Source organism: Aeromonas sp. FDAARGOS 1405, from assembly GCF_019048265.1.
Taxonomy (GTDB): domain Bacteria; phylum Pseudomonadota; class Gammaproteobacteria; order Enterobacterales; family Aeromonadaceae; genus Aeromonas; species Aeromonas veronii_A.
In genome coordinates this window covers 3,890,676-3,908,412 of record NZ_CP077311.1, presented here as the reverse complement: position 1 = coordinate 3,908,412, position 17,737 = coordinate 3,890,676, and the positions used below count along the sequence as shown (strand labels likewise).

The window sequence follows — 17,737 nt, the reverse complement described above, 5'->3', positions numbered from 1 at the left end:
GCCGTCATGTCAGCTAGCTCAGTGAGCAGTCAGGGAGAGCGCCCTTCGGGCCTGCTCAAGTACGCCGCCATCGGTGGGCTCTTGTTCCTGCACTTTCCCATTCTGTTTATCTTCCTCTACGCCTTCACCAGCGAGAGCAAGAGTTACCAGTTTCCGCCCCCCGGGCTCACCCTCAAGTGGTTCGAGGTGACCCTCAATCGCCCCGATGTATGGCGTGCCATCCAGCTGTCGCTGGAGGTAGCGGGGCTGGCGACGCTGGCGGCCATGGTGCTCGGCACTCTGGCGGCAGGGGCCATTGCCCGCAGCCGCTTCTTCGGTCAGGAGGTGGTGTCGCTCTTGCTGGTGCTGCCCATCGCGCTGCCCGGCATTGTCACCGGCATTGCGCTGCGCTCGGCCTACGGGTTGATGGAGATCCCGTTCAGCTTCTGGACCATCGTCATCGGCCACGCCACCTTCTGTGTGGTGGTGGTTTACAACAATGCGCTGGCCCGTTTTCGCCGCACCAACCAGTCGCTGATCGAAGCGTCGATGGATCTCGGGGCCGATGGTTTTCAGACCCTGCGCTACGTGATCCTGCCCAATCTGGCCACGGCGCTGCTGGCGGGGGGCATGCTGGCCTTTGCCCTGAGCTTTGATGAAGTGATCGTCACTACCTTCACTGCGGGCCAGCAGACCACCCTGCCCATCTGGATGTATCAGGAGCTGATCCGCCCCCGAGACAGGCCGGTCACCAACGTGGTGGCCCTCATCATAGTGGCCTTCACCACTATCCCTATTTTGCTTGCCTACTACCTCACTCGCGACACCCACGATGTCGCTGGCAGTGGCAAATGATGACTCAACGCGTGCGCAAGGATGCAACCATGAAACTCTCTACCCAACTCTTGATTGATGGCCAGTTTGTGACCGGCGAGGGGCAGGCCGAACCCATTCTCAACCCGGCCAACGGCGAACAGATCGCCGCCGTGCCCGAAGCCTCGTTCGAACAGGTGAACCGGGCGGTGAACGGTGCCCAGCGCGCCTTCGCCCAGTGGAGCCGCACCACCCCGGCAAGCCGCAGCAACCTGCTGCTGCGGCTTGCGGATCTCATCGAGCGTCACGCCGAGGAGTTCGCAGCGCTCGAATCCCTCAACTGCGGCAAACCCTATTTGGCAGTGCTCAATGACGAGCTGCCCGCAGTGGTGGACTGCTTCCGCTTCTTTGCCGGGGCGGCCCGTTGCCTGCAAGGGCCGCTGGCGGGGGAGTATATCGAGGGACACACCAGCATGATCCGCCGCGATCCCGTCGGGGTGGTAGGCAGTATCGCCCCCTGGAACTACCCGTTGATGATGGCGGCCTGGAAGATGGCGCCGGTGCTGGCGGCGGGCAATACGGTGGTGCTCAAACCCTCCGAGCAGACCCCGCTCACCGCCCTGCGCCTTGCCGAGCTGGCCAGCGAGATCTTCCCGCGCGGCATCATCAACGTCATCTGCGGGCGGGGCGAGAGTGTGGGGGCGCCGCTGGTGGAGCACCCGCTGGTGCGGATGGTGTCGCTCACCGGCGATATCGCCACCGGCCAGAAGATCCTGCAAAGCGCCGCCCGTACCATGAAGCGCACCCACCTTGAACTAGGGGGCAAGGCGCCGGTGATCATCTTCGACGATGCGGATCTGGAGGCGGTGGTGGCGGGTATTCGCACCTTCGGTTTCTACAATGCAGGGCAAGATTGCACCGCCGCCTGCCGTATCTATGCCCAGGGCAAAATCTACGACAAGTTCGTCGCCGCCATGACCGAGGCGGTGGCCTCCATCAAGGTGGGCAGCCAGTACGAGGAGGGGGTTGAGATGGGGCCGCTCATCTCGGACAGACAGCGCAACCGGGTCGCCAGCTTTGTCGAGCGGGCCCAGAGCAGCGGTCATGTGGAGGTGACGGCGGGGGGCAAGATCCGTCCCGGCAACGGCTTCTTCTTCGAGCCGACCCTGATTGTCGGGGCCCGGCAGGAGGATGAGATCGTGCGCCGCGAGGTGTTTGGCCCCGTGGTGTCGGTGACCCGTTTTAACGATGCCGAGCAGGTGGTGCAGTGGGCCAACGACTCGGACTATGGCCTCGCCTCGTCGGTCTGGACCAAGGATCTGAGCCTCGCCAGCAAGGTGGCCAGCTACCTGCAATATGGTTGCACCTGGATCAATACCCACTTCATGCTCACCTCCGAGATGCCCCACGGCGGCATGAAGATGTCGGGCTACGGCAAGGATCTCTCCCTCTATGCGCTGGAGGATTACACGGTGCCGCGCCATATCATGGTCAAGCTGTAGTGGGGATTGGTTAGCGGGTTGTCACAATTTATTTACAACTGTTTCAGGCTGCCGACTCATGGGTCGGCTGCTTTTTTTGTTGCCATTTCGTTACAGTGAAGCCGTGATGAAACGGCAAGGCGCCTGATGTGGCGCCAGAGGATGGAACCGCTATGGCAACCTTCTACACCGCCCACCAGCCGGATGCTGACGGGGTGATCCACTACAGCAACGAAGAGCACGGCACCTGGCAGATCCTGATCGAGCGTCAGTTCGCCGCTCTTGCTGGCAAGGGGTGTAACGAGTATCTGGTCGGTCTCGACAGGCTGGGGCTGCCCCGTGATCGCATCCCCCAGCTGGCCGAGATCAACGCCGTCTTGCAGCCTGCGACCGGCTGGTCGGTGGCGGCAGTACCTGCACTTATCTCGTTCGATCGCTTCTTCGCTCTGCTGGCCAATCGCCAGTTTCCGGTGGCGACCTTTATCCGGCGCCGGGACGAGCTCGACTACCTGCAAGAGCCGGATATCTTTCACGAGATCTTCGGCCACTGCGCCATGCTGACCAATCCGGCCTTTGCCCACTTCACCCACCTCTATGGCCAGCTTGGCCAGCAGGCGAGCAAGGAGCAGCGGGTCTTTCTGGCCCGTCTCTACTGGTTCACCGTGGAGTTTGGCCTCTTGGCAACGCCGGACGGGCTACGTATCTACGGCGGCGGTATTCTCTCCTCCATCGGCGAGACCGCCTATGCCCTCTGTGGCAAACCGCTGCTGCAACCCTTCGATCTGCTGACCGTGCTGCGCACCCCGTATCGCATCGACATCATGCAGCCCACCTATTTTGTGCTGCCGAGTCTCGATCATCTCTACCAGCTGACCGGGGAGGAGATCATGGCTGCTCTGGCCGAGGCCAGTCGGCTTGGCCTCTATCCGCCACGTTTTGAGGTTCCCGCTGGCAAACAGGCGAGCTGACCAAAAGCAAACAACCCTATTTCATTTTCATTAATTTTTCATTAATTCAAGCAGGAGTAACCCATGTCCGAACTGGCCAGCCAACAGTGTGAAGCGTGTCGCGCCGATGCCCCCAAGGTGAGCGATGAGGAGCTGCGTGAGCTGATGCAGCTTATTCCCGACTGGCAGCCGCTGGTGGAGGGGGGGGCGCTGCAACTGCGGCGGGAATTTACGTTTCGCAACTTCAAGGAGGCGCTGGCGTTTACCAACCGCCTGGGCGAGCTGGCGGAGGCAGAGTTCCATCATCCGGCCATCCTGACCGAGTGGGGCAAGGTGACCGTCAGCTGGTGGACCCACAAGATCGGCGGTTTGCATCGCAACGACTTCATCATGGCTGCGCGTACAGACCAATTGCCCAGATAATCTGAGAACAGGTTGAGGCGGAGTATCCCCCTTCCTGCATTTCTGACCGAATGGGGGAGGTGACCGTCAGCTGGTGGATGCATAAGATCGGCGGCTTGCATCGCAACGACTTCATCATGGCGGCGCGCACCGATCAGTTGCTCCGGTAATCGCACCCCACACCAGCGTCATCGGTTGACCCGGGCCTGCCTGCGAAAGCGGGGCGGGCCCGCATTTTTATGGGCTGGCGCTCGCACTGGGGGGATCGAGACTGTATTATCCGCTCATTCATAGAGTTAGCTAGGAAGTGTGTCCCGAATGCGTCTTGAAGTCAGCTGTGAAGACCGCCTGGGCCTGACCCGGGAACTGCTCGACCGCCTGGTGGAGCACAATATCGATCTGCGCGGCATCGAAATCGATACCTCAGGCATCATCTATCTCAACTTTCCCGAGCTGGAGTTCAGTGATTTTCAGCACCTGATGCCGGAGATCCGCCGCATTCCCGGCGTCTACGACGTCAAGACCATCCCCTACATGCCTTCCGAGCGAGAGCATCACGAGATCGAGGCGCTGCTCAAGGCGCTGCCGGATCTGGTCTTCTCCCTCGACAGCAAGGGCAAGGTGACCCAGGCCAACCAGTCTGCCCTCACCACCCTCGGCTTGCCGGTGGAGGAGGTGCGCGGGGTGGCGCTCGGTTCGCTGGTCAAGGGTTTCTCCTTCACCCGCTGGCTGGAGGCGAGCGAGATCAAGCCGCAGACCTGCAAGCTCAGTTTCAATGGCGAAGAGTATCTGGCAGATCTGATGCCGCTGTTCGTGGCAGAAGCCCGCGGCAAGCAGGCGCTGGCCGGGGCCGTGGTGGTGCTCAAATCTGCCCGTCGGGTCGGTCTGCACTTCAGCGCGCTTCATGCGGTGGAAGTGGGGGGCTTCGAGCATCTGCAGGCCGAGAGTCCCAAGATGAAAGAGGTGCTGTCGCAAGCGCGCAAACTGGCGATGCAGGACGCGCCGCTGCTGATCGTCGGCGAGACCGGCACCGGCAAGGAGCTGCTGGCCCGTGCCTGTCACGGGGCCAGCCTGCGCTCCAGCCACCCCTTTATGGCCCTCAACTGCGCCGCCATGCCCGATAACGTGGCCGAGAGCGAGCTGTTTGGTTATGCCCCCGGCGCATTTGGCAACAACACCGAGGGCAAGCGCGGCGTGCTGGAGCTGGCGAGCGGCGGCACCCTGATGCTGGACGAGATCGGCGACATGTCTCCCCATCTGCAGACCAAGTTTTTACGGGTGCTGCAGGATGGGGTGTTCCGCCGGGTCGGTGACGAGCAGGAGGTGAAGGTCAACGTGCGTTTCATCTGCACTACCCAGAAGCAGTTGCTGGATCTGGTGCACGAAGGAACCTTCCGCGAGGATCTCTACTATCGCCTCAACGTGCTCAGTCTGGCGCTGCCCCCCCTGCGCGAGCGCAAGGCAGACATCATGGTGCTGGCCCAGCAGTTTGTCTCCCGCTTTGCCAGCGAGTTGCAGCGACCCCGTCCGCGCTTTACCCGCAACATGGCAGACTACCTGACCGCCTATCGCTGGCCGGGCAACGTGCGTCAGCTGCGCAACTGTCTCTACCGTGCCATGACCCTGCTGGAAGGGGATGAACTGGGGCCCGAGCAGATCGACCTGCCGGTGGCGGCCGATACCATGCCGCTGATCGACGAGTGGTTTGAGGGAAACCTCGACGATGCGGTGAAGCGCTTCGAGAGCCAGCTGCTGGCCCGGCTCTATCCCGCCTTCCCGTCGACCCGTCAGCTGGCCAAACGCCTGGGTGTGTCGCATACCGCCATCGCCAACAAGCTGCGAGAATACGGCATCAGCAAGAAGTAAGTTGTTCCGGATGCCAGCCAACAGAGAGCCCGTCACCAGACGGGCTCTCTGTTTTCTTTACACGGCTTCCGGGCGGGAGGGCTTCGGGAGACTTGTCAGGCCAGTGTCCACCAACTTACTATCTGGATACATGTACCCGAACCGCTATGCCACTGCAGCGGTGTTGTCAAGGCGGCCACTTCCCGATCATGCTGTTACTCTTTTCTCCCCGTTTCGCCGCTCGCCTGGCGCCCTTGCTGTTAGGGTTTGGTCTGCTGTTGCCTCACGCGCTGGCGGAAACGGCCGCAGAGAGCCGGGCGACGGCGGTCAGGGAGCTGGTGCTCGATATCCTGAGTTACACTCGCTGGCCCACCGAGCCTGCGGTGCTGCGCCTATGTGTGGCGGCGCCGACGGAGTATGCCGGAGCCCTCTTTACCATCGATCGTCAGGCCAATGGCCGTGCCGTGCAGGTCAATCGCTACGACGCGAGTGATCCGGCCATCAGTGATAATTGCGATGTGCTCTATCTCGGCGTCGTCGACGAGCCGACCCGGATTGCGTTGTTTGCGCGCTTGCAGGGTCATTCAGTGCTCAGCATCAGCGAATACAACCACGACTGTTCCACCAGCTCGGTGTTCTGCCTGCAGACCTCGCCGGACAGCGTGCGAGTGCGGTTTAAAGTGAACCTCGATGCCCTGGCCCTGAGCGGCGTACGAGTACATCCCGCTGTGCTCAAGCTGGCCCGTGCCGACAAGGGGGTCCCATGAGACGACAGGTCAGCGCGGATCCCCGTCGTCCGACCCTACGTCAGAGCCTGGGGCGAACCCATCTGGTGGCCGCCATCACGGCCGTCAGCGTGGCGGGACTATTTTTTACTCTGATTGCCTTGCTGGTAGTACGCTTCTACGCCGATCACAATCTGGAGCTGGTGGCCCGCGCAATCAGCTACAGCGCCGAGGCGGCGGTGGTGTTCCACGATGAAGAGGCAGCGAGCGAGGCGCTTGGCGGTATTGTCGCCCATGAGGAGGTGGCCGAAGCCAGTATCGTGCTGGCCAATGGTCAACAGCTCGCTAAATGGGTTCGTCCCGTCAGCAATCCACTGGCCACAGTCGAAGATTATCTTGCCCGCCTGCTGTTACCGGGGCCGGTCACCTATCCCATGCTGCGGGGAGGTGATCAGATTGCCACCATAGAGCTGCGCGGTCATGGCGAGTATCTGTTGCTGTTCTTGCTCTCGGTGCTGCTGGTGATGGTGATTTGCCTGGTGTTGAGTGTGATGGGCGCCTTCTATGTCGCCGGGCGGATGCAGGTCGCGATCACCTCGCCACTGCGACAACTGGCACAGGTCGCCCACTCGGTGCGTCGACAACGCACTCTGGGGATGCGGGCGCCACCGGCCGATATCGTCGAGCTCAATGAACTGGGAGAGGATTTCAACGCCCTGCTGGATGAGCTGCAAGCCTGGCAGGCTCATCAGGCGCGGGAGAACGCCAGTCTGCTCCACCAGGCGACCCATGATGCGTTGACCGGGTTGCCCAACCGGGCGTTGTTCGAGGCGCGCCTCGAGCATGCCATTGGGGAGGTAAGCGAGGGGGGGGCCTCGTTCGCCCTGCTTTATCTCGATTGCGATCGTTTCAAACAGATTAACGACACCCTGGGGCACAACGCCGGTGACGATGTGCTGGTGACCCTCTCCCGGCGGGTACAGCATCAGCTGCGCCCCGGAGATCTGGTCTGCCGGCTGGGGGGGGATGAGTTCGCCATACTGCTGACACCTGTGCATCTGGGGCAGGATGTGGAAGAGGTGATCGACCGCATTCAGCAGGCGATGAGTGATCCTGTGGTATTGCGGGATGGACAGCAACTGGTGGCAGGGATCAGCATCGGTTTTGCCATCCATCAACCCGGGACCCGCGCCAGCGAGCTGTGCGAGCTGGCAGACAAAGCCATGTATTTGGCAAAACGTACACGCCGTGAGGAGGTTGAGGCCGCCAAATCGGCGTGAGTCAAGGTGTAAAGGAGTCATAACAATGAAACTATCCCTCTCCATCAAGGCTGTCGTGCTGGGCCTGTTGTTCTCTCTGCTGGTGGGTTGTCAGAGCACCCCCAGGGGGTTGACCCCGGAACAGCTGGCAGTATTGAAGGAGCAAGGTTTCTATCTGACCGATGAGGGCTGGACACTGGATCTGGCCAACCGGGTGCTGTTTGCCAACAATGTGGGTGAACTCAATCCGCAGACCCGGCAGATAGTGGAAAAACTGGGCAAGGCCCTGCTTGGGGTCGGGCTCGACAAGGCGAGGGTTGACGGCCATACCGACAATACCGGCGAGAGCAGCTATAACCAGCAGCTCTCTCTGAAACGGGCTCAATCGGTGGCCGATGTGCTGATCTCGGTGGGGATGAAGCCCGCCAATCTTGAGATCCGTGGCCGTGGTGAGACGGCCCCGGTGGCGGACAACAAGAGCGCCGCCGGACGAGCAGAAAACCGCCGGGTTGCCATTGTGATTGCCAACCAGTGATTTCTACCCGGCAGTACGCCGTGTGCATAGCAAAAGAGCGCCCCGAGAGGCGCTCTTTTTGATCCGGCGACACTACTTTCCTGTGTCGGGCTCGCTGTGCTTGCGCAAGCGGATATTGATCATCTCCACCACCAGCGAGAAGGCCATGGCGAAGTAGATGTAGCCCTTCGGTATGTGCAGATCCATCCCCTCCGCCATCAGGGCAAACCCCACCAGGGTGAGGAAGGAGAGGGCCAGCATCTTGATGGTGGGATGGTCATCGACGAAATCGCCAATGGATTTGGCGGCGAACATCATGATGAAGACGGCGATCATGATGGCCAGCACCATCACCGGCACGTGATCGGCCATGCCGACTGCAGTGATCACCGAGTCGAGGCTGAACACTATGTCCAGAATGGCAATCTGGATCAGGGTGCTGACAAATCCCGAGGCCGCTTTGCTGACGCTCTCCGGCTCGGCGGCTCCTTCCAGGGTGGCGTGGATCTCGTGGGTACTTTTGGCGATAAGGAACAGCCCCCCCAGCAGCAGGATCAGGTCTCGGCCCGAGATAGCCTCGTTCAGCACGGTGAAGAGCGGCTCGGTGAGACGCATCACCCAGGCCAGCGAGAGCAGCAGCAGGATGCGGGTGCCCATGGCGAGCCCCAGCCCCAGAATGCGCGCTTTTTGGCGCTGAGCCTCCGGCAGGCGGCCGACCAGGATGGAGATAAAGATGATGTTGTCGATGCCCAGCACGATTTCGAGCAGGGTAAGGGTCGCGAGAGCAACCCAGGCGGAGGGATCAAGAACCCATTCCAGCATGATTGAACCTTGATTGAACATTGGTTGGAAAAATGAAGGTGCGAATTCTAGCAGGGGTATCACCGCTTGTCCCAGAGGGACGAAAAGATAAAAATGGTGCCCATTGCAAGGGAGGCAGGCATGTTTCGATTAGGGTTCATCATTAATCCGCTCGCCGGGATTGGCGGCGCAGTGGGGCTCAAGGGGAGTGACGGCGTGGTGGATGAGGCGATTGCTCGTGGCGCTGTGCCCAAAGCGCAGGAGCGGGCGCGGCAAGCGCTGTTGCCACTATGCGAGCTGAGCGTCCCGTTCGAACTGCTGACGGTGGCCGGAGATATGGGGGAGACGGTGGCCCGCTCTCTGGGATTGCCCTGTCGGGTCATCTATCAACCGGCCGGGGAGAGCACCTCGGCCGATGACACCCGCCATGCTGCCGGGCTGATGCGCGAAGCCGGGGTCGATCTGCTGCTGTTTGCCGGTGGCGATGGCACGGCGCGGGATATCTGCGCCGCGGTGGGGGAGTCCTGCCATGTGCTCGGCATTCCCGCGGGGTGCAAGATCCACTCCGGCGTCTACGGGGTGACGCCCGCTGCCAGCGGGCGGGTGGTGGCGCGGATGATCGCAGGGGAACTGCTCAGCCTGATCGATGCCGAGGTGCGCGACATCGACGAGGAGGCGTTTCGCGCGGGCAAGGTGCGGGCTCGCCACTACGGCCAGCTGAAGGTGCCCGGTGATCTGCGTTATGTACAGGCGGTAAAACAGGGGGGCAAGGAGTCCGAAGAGCTGGTGTTGGCGGATCTCGCCGCCGGTGTGGTGGAGCAGATGGAGCCCGATACCCTCTATCTGATGGGCTCCGGCAGCACGGTGGCAGCCTGTATGGCAGAGCTCGGTCTGGAAAATACTTTGCTCGGTGTGGATCTGGTGGAAAATGGCCGACTTATCGGGCAGGATCTCAGCGCCGCCGAGATCCTGACCCGGATCCGCGGCCGTCGCTGCCGACTGATCATTACCCTGATCGGCGGACAGGGACATCTGTTCGGGCGCGGAAATCAGCAATTGAGTCCTGAGGTGATTCGGTGTGTCGGGCTGGAGAATATCCAGGTGCTGGCAACCAAAGCCAAGCTTGCCGCCCTTGCGGGCAGGCCGCTGCTGGTGGATACCGATGATCCGCAATTAAACCGGGCGTTGCGCGGTTATCTGCGAATAACCACGGGATACAAGGATCAGGTCATCTACCCGGTGGCCAACCCGGAATAGGACGCCAAGGACGCTGCTGGCCTGGCGCCAGAGAGCTGCAATCAACCGGATTGCGGTTCCATACCCCCGAATTTTTTGCCGCAAATGAGGCTGCGTTACATGACGATTCACGATTTTGAGCACAAGTTGTTGGGACTGATCGACAGCATGGTTGCCACCGCGACCGATGATGAGCTGTTTGCGGGGGGTTACCTGCGAGGTCATATCTCATTGGCCGTTGCCCGGGCCGAGCTGGAAGGCAAGACCCTGGTGCGGGACGTCAAGAGCTATGTGCTGCGCAGCCTCAACGAGGCGATCTTGCAAGGTGAGCTCTCGGAAGAGGATGAGAAACTGGTGCAGGCAATGTGGATTCGTTTGCAACAAGACGCAGAAGCTTGATCGGATACACAATTCAAACTGAAGTTTGAGTTTATTCTTCCCCTGAAGTTAGTGAAAGGTTAATAATAAGTTTCGCCTTTTGTTTCAGGGATTAAACTATGGCCTCCTCCTCACGCATTGCCAATAAACTGCCGCTCGAGATGCTCTATCACTGGGAGCGGCAGTGTCCTGATCGAACCTACCTGCGTCAAACCATCAACCGCGAATATGTCGATTTCACCTGGGGTGAAGTGGCCGATGAAGCGCGGCGGATGGTGACGGCCTTGCGTCACCTCGGTCTGGTGGCCGGTGACAAGGTGGCGCTGCTCTCCAAGAACTGCGCCCAGTGGTTTATCGCCGATCTGGCGATGCAGATGGGGCAGTATGTGAGCGTGCCCATCTACCCGACTGCCAACGTCGATACCATCGAATATGTGCTGCGCCATAGCGAGGCCAAAGCGATCTTCGTCGGCAAGCTGGATGACTGGAAGAGTCAGGAGGCGGGCGTACCCGCCGATCTGCTGCGCATCGCCTTCCCCTATGACACCATGCCAGCCAGCCACCAGTGGGACGATCTGCTGGAGGCGCATGAGCCGATCCCTGACAGCCCGGTGCAGGCCCCTGACTCCCTGCTGAGTCTGGTCTACACCTCCGGCAGCACCGGCAAGCCGAAAGGTGCCATGCTGAGCGTCGAGCGCTACGCCTGGTCGTGTGAGAAGCTGGTTGAGACGGTGAGCCTGAGCCAGGCCGATCGGGGCTTCTCCTACCTGCCGCTGGCCCACATTACCGAGCGGGTCTACATCTACGGCGGCAGCCTCTATGGCGGTGCTACCATAGCCTTCCCTGAATCCCTCGACACCTTTATCGAAGATGTCAAACGCTGCCGTCCCACCGTCTTTATCTCGGTGCCGCGGCTGTGGGCCATGTTCCGCATCAAGATCCACGAGAAGCTGCCCCAGAACAAACTGGCGTTGCTGCTCAAGATCCCGCTTATCTCCGGCCTTATCAAACGCAAGCTGCAAAAGGGGTTGGGACTGGATCAGGCCCGGGTACTCGGCTGCGGCTCCGCGCCTGTCTCCCCTGCGCTGCTTGAGTGGTATCTGAGCATTGGCCTCAAGGTGACGGAAGCCTGGGGCATGACCGAGAACCACGCCTACTCCACCATCAACTACCCGTTCCGCGCCGACAAGATCGGCACCGTCGGCAAGGCGGGGATCGGGGTGACCATCAAGATCTCCGACGAGGGGGAGATCCTCTGCCGCTGCGAAGGGATGATGCTGGGTTACTACAAGGATCCCGAGCACAGCGCCGAGGCCATCGATGCCGAGGGGTGGCTGCACACCGGTGACATGGGCAAGCTGGACAAGGAGGGTTATCTCACCATCACCGGCCGGATGAAGGACGTGTTCAAGACCGCCAAGGGCAAGTATGTGGCGCCGGTGCCCATCGAGGGGCTGCTGGGTCAGGAGCCCATTATCGAACAGCTCTGCGTGATTGGGTACGGCATGCCCCAGCCCATTGCGCTGGTGCAACTGGCCGAGAGCGCCATGAAGGGCAATCGGGAGGAGGTCAACGCCAGACTGGAAGCGGCGCGGGTTCGGGTCAACGATCAGCTGGAATCTCATGCCAAAATTCGCGGCATTCTGGTGGTGAAAACCCCCTGGAATATCGAGAACGGCGTGCTGACTCCCACCATGAAGATCAAGCGCCACCTGCTGGAGCAAAAGTACGCCCAGGTCGGGGATCACTGGCCCTCATCCCAAGTGGTGGTGTGGGAGGAGTAAATCCCATTTTTCCATAGCGCGACAAACAACAACGGCCCTTGATGGGCCGTTGTTGTGTTTGGGGCATCTCACTCGCCGCTGTTTTGTCTGGGAGTAAAAACCGCGCCCGGTTAGATCTGCGCCAGCGCGGCGGCCAGATCGGCGATCAGATCGTCGGCATCTTCCACTCCGATACTGAAGCGGATGAGGTCGTCATTGACCCCGGCGGCGAGGCGGCTCGCCTCGTCCATGGCGGCGTGAGTGGTGCTGGCTGGATGGCAGGCCAGACTCTCGAGATCCCCCAGACTCACCGCCTGCACGAACAGTTGCAGGTTGTCGAGCAGGGTAGCGCAGCGCTCAAACCCGCCTTCCAGCTCAATGCTCACCATGCCGCCAAAGCCGCTGGCGAAGGCGCCGAGGGCATCGTGGCCCGGATGATTGGCAAGCCCCGGGTAGATCACCTTCTTCACTGCCGGGTGGGCTGCCAGAAACTCGGCCACTTTCTGGGCATTGTGCAGGTGGGCATCCATCCGTAGCGGCAGGGTCTTGACCCCGCGCTGCAGCAGGTAGGCCTCCTGCGGGCCGATGGGGGAGCCGATATGCTTGAGGGCCACGGTGCGGATGGACTTCATCAGGGCGTGAGAGCCCGCCACCACCCCGGCGATGATGTCGCCGTGGCCGCCCAGATATTTGGTGCCGCTGTGCATCACTACATCGACCCCGAGTTCCAGCGGACGCAGCAGGTAGGGGGTGAGGAAGGTGTTGTCACATACCGTAATAGCGCCCACCTTGCGGGCCGCTTCCACCACCAGCCGCGGATCCACCACCTTGAGAGTGGGGTTGGTCAGGGTTTCGAACAGTACCACCTTGGTAGCAGGGCGGATGTTGGCCAGCAGATCCCGATCGCTCTCGTAAGCGGTGATCTTGATACCGGCGCGGCTGAAGGTCTGCTTGAGGAACGCATCGGTGCCGCCGTAGAGCGGGCCGATATAGGCCACCTCATCGCCGCTGTCGGCCAGGGCATACATGATGGCGCTCACCGCCGCCATGCCGCTCGCCACCACCAGCGCTTCGTCAGCCCCTTCCAGCGCCGCCAGCTTCTGCTCCAGCTCGGCAGTGGTGGGGTTGCCAAAGCGGCTGTAGATAAAGCCAGGGGCCTGACCTGCGAAACGATCCTTGCCCGCTTGAGCGTTGAAGTAGCTGAAGGTGCTGCTCTGGTAGAGCGGGGTGGTGAGGGCGCCGGTCTGGGGGTCGATCCGTTGGCCGCTGTGTACGCTCATGGTCTTGAATTTCATCGTGTTGCTCCGTGATGGCCAGGCTCTGGCCATGACTTGTTTTGTTGTTCGTTGCTTGTTGTGTTTGTCAGCGCGGGTATGTGCATGCGGCTTGTGGCTTATGCATATACCCGCCTGCGCATCTCTGCGCTGTTCAGGCCAGTATCGCTTCGCTCTTTGTGCGCGGTAGGCGAGCGGGTTCCCCATAGTGGCGGGCCGCCACATCCGGGTGGGAGCGCAGCCGCCCTTTCAGCACGTTCTCCCCCACCTGATTAAAGAGCGGGTTGGTCGGGTCACTCTCCGGCCCTTGCGCCTGCGCTGCCAGCGCGGGGGAGAGGCTGAGCAGTGGCACGGTGGCATCGAGCCGCGCCGCCATAAAGAAGGCGCAGGAGAGGCGCGATACGCCGGACGGCGGGCTCACCACCCGATGCAGGGTCGCCTTGAGATAGCCGTTGGAGGCCAGCTCCAGCAGCTCGCCGATATTGACCACCAGCGCTCCCGGCAGGGGGGGCGCGGAGATCCAGCCGTCGGCCGTCTCGACCTCAAGCCCCGAATGATTGTCCTGCATCACCAGCGTCAGGTAGCCGGGATCCTTGTGGGCGCCAACCCCCTGACTGCTGCCGCCCGCCTCTTGCCCCGGGTAATGAATCAGTTTCATGTGCTGGTAGGGGGCGCCGCGGATGCTGTCGTCAAACACGTTGGCCGGTTGCTCCAGCACCTCGGCAAAAGCGGCCAGCAGGGTGAGGGTGATGTCGCTCAGCCGATCCTGCCACGCCAGCAGATGGGCTTTCATCTCTGGCAGGGCGGTCGGCCACTGGTTGGGGCCGATCAGCCGCTGCCATGGTTCACGGATCAGGGCCGCAGGCAGGGCTTGCGCCTCATTCATGATATCGAACTGCTCCCGCAGATCCGGCCGCGCTCGGGTCAGCTCGGCACCGACCCGGTTGTAGCCGCGAAAGTGGGGGCTGTTGACCATCTGCACCGCCAGCTTCTCCTGCTCCGGCAGGGCAAAGAAGCGCTCTGCCAGCGCCAGAGTCTCTCGTTGCTCGGCGTCACTCAGGCCATGCCCTGTCAGATAGAAAAAGCCGACGTCGCGGGCGGCCGCGGCCAGCCGGGCCAGCATAGGGCGACGCAGGTCGGGTGCCCCGTTGAGGGCAGCCAGATCGATGATCGGCAGTGGTGAATGTTCCATGTGCACCTCCTCACTCTTTCGTTATCTCTAGCGCCATCTCTTCTGCTGCCTCTGGTGCGGGCAGGTCTGATGAGCGGCAAACGGGATGGCGCGACAGTGTGGCGGTATGCGCAGCGGTGTGGCGCCATCTGGAATGAAGGGGATGCTACTGTTCGGTGTTATAAGACGGAAACAACAAATTATTCTTAGTTATATACAAAATTCGAAATGGAATTCGGTGTGTAATGGGGTGGCTGCTTTTTGCGCAGCCATTAAGGGCGGAATGGGAAATGATGGGAAGGAGAGTGATAACCAGAGGCAAGCTGCCCGCGGTAAAAATGAACAAAACAGAAAATGGCCAAAACAGAAGGGAGGCGGATGCCTCCCTTCTGTTTGAGCGGGTGTTCACCTGACCGGGTGCTCAGGCAAGTGACCGCGCATTCTGGCCTTAACCGGTTGCAGGCTCTCAGTAACCCAGGGTAAAGCGCTGGCGCAGGTGAGCCGGTTTTTCCGCCTCGTTCAGCACGCCGTCGGCCAGATCACCGGCGGTGATCCCGGCAGGCTGTTCGCCACTAAAGAGCACCTGATCGCCACCAATCCGATAGCCGCCGCGCTTCTCACCCGGCTCCAGGAACACCGGAGGAGAGACAAAGCGCCAGTCGAGGGCGGTTTCACGACGCAGGGCGGTGAGACCGTCGCGGGCCGCCAGCGCCCCCTGTTTCCACTCGGCCGGAAACTCCGGGGTATCCACCAGTTGTACGCCGGGGGCGACCTCCAGACTGCCGGCGCCACCTACTACCAGCAGCCAGCTGTTGGCCGCTTTGGCTGCTGCGACAATCGCGTTGGCACCCTTGAGGTACTGGTCGTAGATATCCGGTGTGGTCCAGCCCGGGTTGTAGGCGCTGATCACCCGATCGTGCCCCTTGATCACCTCGGCCAATGCCTGCGGGTTTTGGGCATCCACCGCCACTGCGGTGACCTGCGGATGGGCGGCCACCTTGCTGACATCGCGGACGATGGCGGTGACGTGATGGCCGCGGCTGACGGCCTCGTTCAGGATGGCTGAACCGACAAAACCGCTGGCACCGATCAGGGCAATCTTCATGGGGAACTCTCCTTCACTGTTGGAATGGGGCTATCCTACGCCGCCATTTATGATTTAATAATCACCTCAAAAATGCATTCACTTATAAGCTGGATTTAATAATGGAACAGCTCAGACGTTACGCCATCTTCGCCGCCGTGGTGGAAGCGGGCAGCATGACAGGGGCGGCCAAATCCCTTGGCATGACACCCTCCGCCGTCAGTCAGCATATCAGCCAGCTGGAGAGCCTGCTCGGACTGCCCCTGCTCCATCGCTCCACCCGTCGTCTCAGTCTGACCGAGGCGGGAGAGGTGGTGTGGCAAGGGTGTCGGGCGTTGCAGCAGACTCTGAGCGAGACCGAGCTGCGCCTCTCGGAGGTGCGCGACGCCCTGCTCGGGGAAGTGCGGATCACCGCCCCGGTGGGGATGGCGGGCCAGCCGTTGGCTCTGGCCCTCTCGCCGCTGTTGCAGGCCCATCCCGGCCTCACCATCCAGATCATCGCCGACGACGAGAAGCGGGATCTGATTGCCGAGCGGATCGATGTGGCGCTGCGGGTCGGCACCTTGCCTGACTCGACCCTGGTGGCCCGCAAACTGGGGCAGACCCGGATGCTGCTCTGCGCCGCCCCCGCCTATCTGGCGCGCAAGGTTACGCCGCGCACGCCCGCCGATCTGGCCACCCACGACTGGCTCTGCGGCGACATGCTGGGCAACGGTTTGCTGCTGCTTGACGAGAAGGGGGGCGAGCACAGGGTGAGGTTCAAGGCCAAGGTGCTCTGCAACAACGTGTTGCCCCTGCGCCAGTTTGCGCTGGCGGGGCAGGGGATTTCGCTGCAACCGGAGGGAGAGATTGGCGAGGATCTGGCGCAGGGGCGTCTGCTCGAACTGCTGCCCGGTTTTCGGGTGGCACCGATGGAGATCCACGCCATCACGCCGCAGCGGGAGATCCCGGAGAAGGTGCGACGGGTGGTGGAGGCGCTGCGCAGCTACTTCGGAACGCTCTGAGCCATCATCAAGCCATGGTAGCCCGGATGCGAGCAAAGAGGCTCTGCAGGCAGGCTTGATCCCGATCGGCGGCCCGCACCGCGCCGTACATATGGCGGCGAATACCGCTGCCGAGGGGGCGGGCGCAGAGCATCCCCTGTCTGACAAACTCGTCGCTGGCCCAACGCGGCAGGGCGGCGACGCCCAGGCCAGCGGCGGCCATCTGCAGCATCACCGAGGTGTTGTCCACCGGCTTGCAGCGGGCGGGCTCCACCCCGGCGGGTTGCAAAAAGCGGCTGAAGATATCCATGCGGCTGCGCTCCACCGGATAGACCAGCAGCACCTCCGCCCCCAGATCGCCCGGCTCGATGCGGCTCTGGTAGCAGAGGGGGTGATCCGGCGCCATCACCAGAGTCAGATCGAAGGAAAACAGCGGCTCGAAGTGGAGATCGCCGCGGGCCTGCACGTCCGAGGTGAGCAGCAGGTCGAGCTGACCGCCGAGCAGGGCATTGATGGCATCAAAACCCGGCACCGACTCCACCTCCAGATCCACCCCTGGCCACTGGCGGCGAAATTCCGGCAACAGCGGGAGCAGCCACTGGATGCAGCTGTGGCAATCGAGCGCCAGATGCAGCCTGCCCGCATCGCCGCTCTGCAGGGCTTGCAGCTGTTTCTCGGTCTGGGCCAGAGCGGGCAGTACCTGACGGGCGAGGGCGAGCAGCTGGCTGCCGGCTGTGGTCAGCACCAGCGGACGGCTTTTGCGCAGGTAAAGCTCCAGATTGAGGCGGGTCTCCAGCTCTTTGAGCTGGTGGGAGAGGGCGGACTGGGTGAGGTTGAGGGTCAGCGCCGCACCGGCCAGCGAGCCCTGTTCGGCCAGCGCGGTCAATGTTTTCAAGTGTTTGATCTCTATCCCTGCATTGCTTGGCACTGCCATAAGATGGCTCCTTGTGAGATTGCGTATGGCGCTGAGGTTGCGGCCGGCGGTGGCCTGCTGCTCTGAGACTCCTGCATCTCTTGCATCTGTAAACATCGGCCTCTGTATCCTCGCGGTGAACCTGACTGGCGGTCAGTTGAGAATTATT

The 17,737-nt window shown here is 61.7% G+C and carries 17 protein-coding genes and 1 pseudogene; 13 read left to right on the top strand and 5 right to left on the bottom strand.

Going from position 1 to position 17,737, the window contains the following annotated elements; translation table 11 throughout:
* Positions 1-6: 6 nt before the first annotated feature.
* The 9 genes and pseudogenes from I6L35_RS17890 to I6L35_RS17850 all read left to right on the top strand — a co-directional run bounded on the left by I6L35_RS17890 (position 7) and on the right by I6L35_RS17850 (position 7,986).
* The gene (locus I6L35_RS17890) at positions 7-834 is read left to right on the top strand and encodes an ABC transporter permease (protein WP_216978933.1); all 828 of its coding nucleotides are present in this window, start codon (positions 7-9) and stop codon (positions 832-834) included.
* A 29-nt stretch (positions 835-863) separates the two neighbouring features.
* On the top strand, positions 864-2,294 hold the full coding sequence (locus I6L35_RS17885) for a gamma-aminobutyraldehyde dehydrogenase (RefSeq protein WP_216978932.1): 1,431 nt from the start codon (positions 864-866) through the stop codon (positions 2,292-2,294).
* Positions 2,295-2,446: 152 nt separating this feature from the next.
* The gene (gene phhA / locus I6L35_RS17880) at positions 2,447-3,241 is read left to right on the top strand and encodes a phenylalanine 4-monooxygenase (protein ID WP_167567042.1); all 795 of its coding nucleotides are present in this window, start codon (positions 2,447-2,449) and stop codon (positions 3,239-3,241) included.
* A 63-nt stretch (positions 3,242-3,304) separates the two neighbouring features.
* Positions 3,305-3,643: a 4a-hydroxytetrahydrobiopterin dehydratase gene (locus I6L35_RS17875; protein ID WP_216978931.1), complete on the top strand. Its 339-nt coding sequence runs from the start codon at positions 3,305-3,307 to the stop codon at positions 3,641-3,643.
* 53 nt (positions 3,644-3,696) lie between these two features.
* Positions 3,697-3,792, top strand: a pseudogene (locus I6L35_RS17870) (4a-hydroxytetrahydrobiopterin dehydratase); the annotation flags it as partial.
* 148 nt (positions 3,793-3,940) lie between these two features.
* Positions 3,941-5,488, top strand: a complete 1,548-nt coding sequence (tyrR, locus tag I6L35_RS17865) for a transcriptional regulator TyrR (RefSeq protein WP_005333656.1) — start codon at positions 3,941-3,943, stop codon at positions 5,486-5,488.
* Positions 5,489-5,676: 188 nt separating this feature from the next.
* Positions 5,677-6,234, top strand: coding sequence for a YfiR family protein (locus I6L35_RS17860; protein ID WP_216978930.1), 558 nt, complete (start codon positions 5,677-5,679; stop codon positions 6,232-6,234).
* Positions 6,231-7,472 carry a diguanylate cyclase gene (locus tag I6L35_RS17855; protein ID WP_216978929.1) on the top strand — a complete coding sequence of 414 codons (1,242 nt, stop codon included), beginning with the start codon at positions 6,231-6,233 and terminating at the stop codon, positions 7,470-7,472. Before I6L35_RS17860 ends, I6L35_RS17855 begins: the two co-directional genes overlap by 4 nt.
* A gap of 25 nt (positions 7,473-7,497) precedes the next feature.
* The gene (locus tag I6L35_RS17850) at positions 7,498-7,986 is read left to right on the top strand and encodes an OmpA family protein (protein ID WP_216978928.1); all 489 of its coding nucleotides are present in this window, start codon (positions 7,498-7,500) and stop codon (positions 7,984-7,986) included.
* Positions 7,987-8,058: 72 nt separating this feature from the next.
* Here I6L35_RS17850 and I6L35_RS17845 read toward each other — a convergent pair whose 3' ends face one another.
* Positions 8,059-8,787, bottom strand: a complete 729-nt coding sequence (locus I6L35_RS17845) for a TerC family protein (RefSeq protein WP_216978927.1) — start codon at positions 8,785-8,787, stop codon at positions 8,059-8,061.
* A 120-nt stretch (positions 8,788-8,907) separates the two neighbouring features.
* Here I6L35_RS17845 and I6L35_RS17840 point away from each other — a divergent pair, with 120 nt between their 5' ends.
* The 3 genes from I6L35_RS17840 to I6L35_RS17830 all read left to right on the top strand — a co-directional run bounded on the left by I6L35_RS17840 (position 8,908) and on the right by I6L35_RS17830 (position 12,164).
* On the top strand, positions 8,908-10,023 hold the full coding sequence (locus I6L35_RS17840; RefSeq protein ID WP_216978926.1) for an ATP-NAD kinase family protein: 1,116 nt from the start codon (positions 8,908-8,910) through the stop codon (positions 10,021-10,023).
* Positions 10,024-10,122: 99 nt separating this feature from the next.
* Positions 10,123-10,401, top strand: coding sequence for a YfcL family protein (locus I6L35_RS17835; protein WP_139740389.1), 279 nt, complete (start codon positions 10,123-10,125; stop codon positions 10,399-10,401).
* 98 nt (positions 10,402-10,499) lie between these two features.
* Entirely contained in the window at positions 10,500-12,164 is a 1,665-nt protein-coding gene (locus I6L35_RS17830) for an AMP-binding protein (protein WP_216978925.1), read from the top strand.
* Positions 12,165-12,274: 110 nt separating this feature from the next.
* Here the strand turns inward: I6L35_RS17830 and I6L35_RS17825 are convergent, their stop codons facing one another.
* The 3 genes from I6L35_RS17825 to I6L35_RS17815 form a co-directional block, all read right to left on the bottom strand.
* Complete coding sequence (locus I6L35_RS17825) at positions 12,275-13,438, bottom strand: PLP-dependent aspartate aminotransferase family protein (RefSeq protein ID WP_216977532.1); 1,164 nt, start codon at positions 13,436-13,438, stop codon at positions 12,275-12,277.
* A gap of 133 nt (positions 13,439-13,571) precedes the next feature.
* Positions 13,572-14,609, bottom strand: coding sequence for an isopenicillin N synthase family oxygenase (locus tag I6L35_RS17820; RefSeq protein ID WP_216978924.1), 1,038 nt, complete (start codon positions 14,607-14,609; stop codon positions 13,572-13,574).
* A gap of 445 nt (positions 14,610-15,054) precedes the next feature.
* Positions 15,055-15,693 carry an NAD(P)-dependent oxidoreductase gene (locus I6L35_RS17815; RefSeq protein WP_216978923.1) on the bottom strand — a complete coding sequence of 213 codons (639 nt, stop codon included), beginning with the start codon at positions 15,691-15,693 and terminating at the stop codon, positions 15,055-15,057.
* 101 nt (positions 15,694-15,794) lie between these two features.
* Here I6L35_RS17815 and I6L35_RS17810 point away from each other — a divergent pair, with 101 nt between their 5' ends.
* On the top strand, positions 15,795-16,676 hold the full coding sequence (locus I6L35_RS17810; protein WP_216978922.1) for a LysR family transcriptional regulator: 882 nt from the start codon (positions 15,795-15,797) through the stop codon (positions 16,674-16,676).
* Positions 16,677-16,683: 7 nt separating this feature from the next.
* Here the strand turns inward: I6L35_RS17810 and I6L35_RS17805 are convergent, their stop codons facing one another.
* Positions 16,684-17,589, bottom strand: coding sequence for a LysR substrate-binding domain-containing protein (locus I6L35_RS17805; RefSeq protein WP_216978921.1), 906 nt, complete (start codon positions 17,587-17,589; stop codon positions 16,684-16,686).
* Positions 17,590-17,737 lie beyond the last annotated feature (148 nt).